General features: G+C 64.3%; 3 protein-coding genes. 1 reads left to right on the top strand and 2 read right to left on the bottom strand.

Translation table 11 applies throughout. The features are described 5' to 3' along the window. A partial coding sequence (locus tag AAGA11_22715; GenBank protein ID MEM9605689.1) for a cobaltochelatase subunit CobN occupies window positions 1-709 on the top strand: 709 nt, incomplete at its 5' end. Window positions 710-785: 76 nt separating this feature from the next. Here the strand turns inward: AAGA11_22715 and AAGA11_22710 are convergent. Then, window positions 786-2,570 carry a TRAP transporter fused permease subunit gene (locus AAGA11_22710; GenBank protein MEM9605688.1) on the bottom strand — a complete coding sequence of 595 codons (1,785 nt, stop codon included), beginning with the start codon at window positions 2,568-2,570 and terminating at the stop codon, window positions 786-788. Window positions 2,571-2,737: 167 nt separating this feature from the next. After that, window positions 2,738-3,697, bottom strand: coding sequence for a TAXI family TRAP transporter solute-binding subunit (locus AAGA11_22705; protein MEM9605687.1), 960 nt, complete (start codon window positions 3,695-3,697; stop codon window positions 2,738-2,740). Between the last annotated feature and the right edge of the window lie 135 nt (window positions 3,698-3,832).

Genomic DNA, 3,832 nt, shown 5'->3' with positions numbered 1-3,832 from the left:
CTCGAAACCCGGCGCCTACGGGGCCGGGCTCCAGGCTATGATCGACGAACAGCTCTGGGCCGACCGCGCCGATCTGGCCGCGGCCTACCGCACCTGGGGCTCCTATGCCTACGGCGAAAAGACCGAGGGCGCGCCCGCGCGCGCGGCCCTCGAAGCCCGTCTCGCCGCCACCGAGGCCGTCGTCCAGAACCAGGACAACCGCGAGCATGACCTTCTGGACAGCGACGACTATTACCAGTTCGAGGGCGGCATGGCGGCCACCGTGGAGACCCTCCGCGGCGAGGCCCCCACCATCTACCACAACGACCACTCCCGCCCCGAGCGCCCCGTCATCCGTACCCTGGAGGAGGAGATCGGCCGCGTCGTCCGCTCCCGCGTCGTGAACCCCAAGTGGATCGACGGTGTCAAACGCCACGGCTACAAGGGCGCGTTCGAGATGGCCGCCACGGTCGACTACCTGTTCGCATTCGACGCCACGGCGCGCGTGGTCGAGGACTACCAGTACCAACAGGTGACCGAGGCCTACGTGCTCGACGCGGAGAACCAGGCCTTCATGCGCGAGCACAACCCGTCCGCGCTGAAGGAGGCGGCCGAGCGCTTGCTCGAAGCGGCCGACCGCGGCCTCTGGGCCGAGCCCGACGCTGGCACCGTGTCGGCCCTGCAGGACATCGTCGGCGAGGCAGACCAGGCCTGGGAAGCCGGGATGTGACACCGGCTGACGTCCGTTCTCGCTGCTGGCAGCGCCCGGTTGGCGCAGCTCCAGGATGCAGTCCCGAGAGCGTGCGTCAGACCGGCAACACCGGCACAAACGTCAGCGCCAGTCCACCCGCTATCAACGCATATTTCGTTACCGGGTTCACTGCCCCAATCACCCCGAACGACAGCGCGGCGAGCCCGAGTCCGATCTTGGCGGTGGCGGAGAGCGCAAGCAGCGGCGTGCTCGAGAGGTGCAGCAAGCTCGGGTTTGCGATCATCCCAAGTGGAATCACGTACAAGCCCACCCCCAGGGCCATGGCCGACAAGGCAACGCGAAGCCAATTTTCACCCACCATGCCGGCAGCGATAAAGACCGCGCCGCACACGGGCGGCGTGATCGTGGACAACAGGGCAAACCAGAACACGAACAGATGCGCCTGCAGCGGCTCCAGACCGAGGCTGATGAGTGCCGGGCCTGCAACAGAGACACAGATGACGTAGGCTGCCGTGGTTGGTACTTCCATGCCCAATATCAGGCACGCCAGTGCGGTCAACAGCAACGATGGCCACAACAGCCCGCCCGAACCCGACAGTATCAGCGACGTGATCTTGACCCCCAAACCGGTGATTGAGAGCACACCGATGATGATCGATGCGCAGACGATGATCGATGCGATCAACGACACCTGACGGCCGGCCGTCAGGCAGGCGCGTTGCAACCTGGAACGCCACCGTGACCCATCGGCACGGCCCTCGCTATCAAACAACAACATCACGGCACCGCAGAGAATCGCCAAGGCTGCGGCGTACTGTGGCGTCAACCGCGCAGCGAACATGCCCCACATCAACACCGAAAACGGCACGAGGAAAAACGCGGCAGTGATGACCACCACTCGGGTAGGGGGTTGATCTTCCGAGTGCACTGGGGGCAGGTGATAGCGCCCCGCGAAAGCGTTGATGCCGACCCACACCGCGAAGAAATACAGCAACGCAGGCGGCAGCGCGGCGGCCATGATCTGCACGTATGGCACCCCGGTCAGTTCAACCATGACGAATGCCCCGGCACCCATCAGCGGTGGCATGATCTGTCCGCCCGACGAGGCAACGGACTCCACTGCACCGGCGACCCGTTTCGGGTAGCCCAGCCGGGTCATGGTCGGCAGGGTGATGGCCCCGGTCGAGGCCACGTTGGCAGACGCCGAGCCCGAAATGGAGCCGAACAGGGCAGAGGACAAGACCGACACCTTGGCAGCACCCCCTTTCAGTCGACCTGCGGCGGCGGTTGCGATGTTCATGAATCCCTGTCCGGCCTCGCCGGCATTCAGCACCGCTCCGAAGATCACGAAGACGGCGACCACACCGACTGACACCCCCGTCAGGCTGCCCCAGAGGCCACCCTCAGCGATGGTCAGGGTGCCGAGGAAACTGGCGAGCGGTGTGCCGGCGTGACCAAATTCCCCCGGGATGTGGTTGCCCCAGAGCCCGTACGCCAGGGCGATCAGCGCGATTGAGGGCAACGGCCAGCCGATCGACCGCCGGGCCGCCTCGATCGCCACCAGCAGGATCACAGCCGCCACTGCGGATTGGAAATCGCTTTCGATGAAGCCGTATTGGTCTGACAGGGCATCGTGTTGCCAGGCGATCCAAAGGCACGCCGACACCCCGAGCGCGGTCAACACCACACCACTCAACCGTGCAGCGCCGGCTTTCGCGTTGTGCACCAGCACCCACGGCAAGGCGAGCGCAAGGTGAATCGGCCTCGAAACCAGGTTTGGCACCAGGCCGGAGAAGATGAGGGCCAGGTGAAACCCGATCGTTGCCGCACCCAGCGCGATCCACAGCCGGCTGGCGGCGTCGTCCGGTGGGCGTGTCATGTCGTCACAGGCCCTTCCGGTGTCAACCGTACCGTCGCGTTCGGCCGCATTGCGATGCGCATGCCCGATGTGCAACACGCCGCAACGCGGCACACAACGCAGCACACGCCTGTATGTGTGCCGCCTGGCTTCATGGGTGCGTCGCAGGTTCAGCCTGGTGACCGGCGCTAGCGTTGGGCGTCTGTCAGAGCGACACCCGCTTCGTCGTAGTAGCGTGCCGCGCCAGGGTGCACCTTGCCGGTGATGTTGTCCATCAGGCCGACGTTGACGCCGTTCCACCAGGCCGCGGCCTCGCCCATGCGCGCTCTCTGTTCCCAGTAGGTCTTGGTCAACTGGTAGGCCGTGTCGTCGTCCATCGCCGTCGTGGTGTAGGCCACCACCGGCAGCGACGTGGTGTTGATCGGCTCGTTCTGGTCCGCGTAGGTGCCTGCTGGAATCACGAGCCGAGTCCGCTTGGTGGCGGCTATCTGCTCATCACTGAGTGACAGGACCGTCACCCCGGTGGACGCTGCTGCTTCAATGACATTCGGGGCGGGGAAGGATCCCGCTGTGACGAACCCGTCGATCTGGCCGTTCTTCAGCGCCGGCACGGCATTGGAGAGCTCAACGTCAGCGAGCTCGACCTTGCCTTCCAAGCCGAACAGTGTGAGGTACTTGGCGCCTTCGCGGGCGCCGAACGAGCCTTTGCCGATGAGGATCTTCTTCCCCTCCAGTCCGGCGAAATCGGTGATCTTGCTGTCGTTTGATACGACGAAGTGCATGGTCAACGAGGGAATCGGAAACAGCGCGCGAATGTCGTCGAATTTCGGGTTGCCCTTGTCCTTGAACATGGCTTTGGCGCCCTGCGCGAGACCGACCAGCACCGGTGGTGTGGTGAACACATAGTCACCGCCGCGTGCCCGGACCTCCATGACATTCTGAACCGAACCCTGGCTTTCCTCGACAGTGACGATGATGTCGCCGTCCGACGCTGCTTTCATGGCCTCGGAAATCTGAACGGCCATCTGGTAGTAGGACGACGTTGATTTGGCCGATTTGTAGGTGACACGTGTTTCGGCAAGTGCCGACGTCACCGTGACGGCGGTGCCGAAAGCACCGATTGCCAGTGTGCGAGCGAAGGGATGCATGTGAGCTCCTGATGGCCGGGGGGGCTCCCTTTATAACGCTGTCGCCCTGACTTGGCTACAGACGGTTCGACGCAGCGTCATCGATCGCGTTCCGGCTCAAAACCAGCCATGCGTCACGAGGTGCAGCAATGTGTG

The organism is Pseudomonadota bacterium (genome assembly GCA_039196715.1).
GTDB lineage: Bacteria > Pseudomonadota > Gammaproteobacteria > CALCKW01 > CALCKW01 > CALCKW01.
Note: the sequence above shows the minus strand (reverse complement) of the source record. Positions and strands in the feature narration are given on the sequence as shown.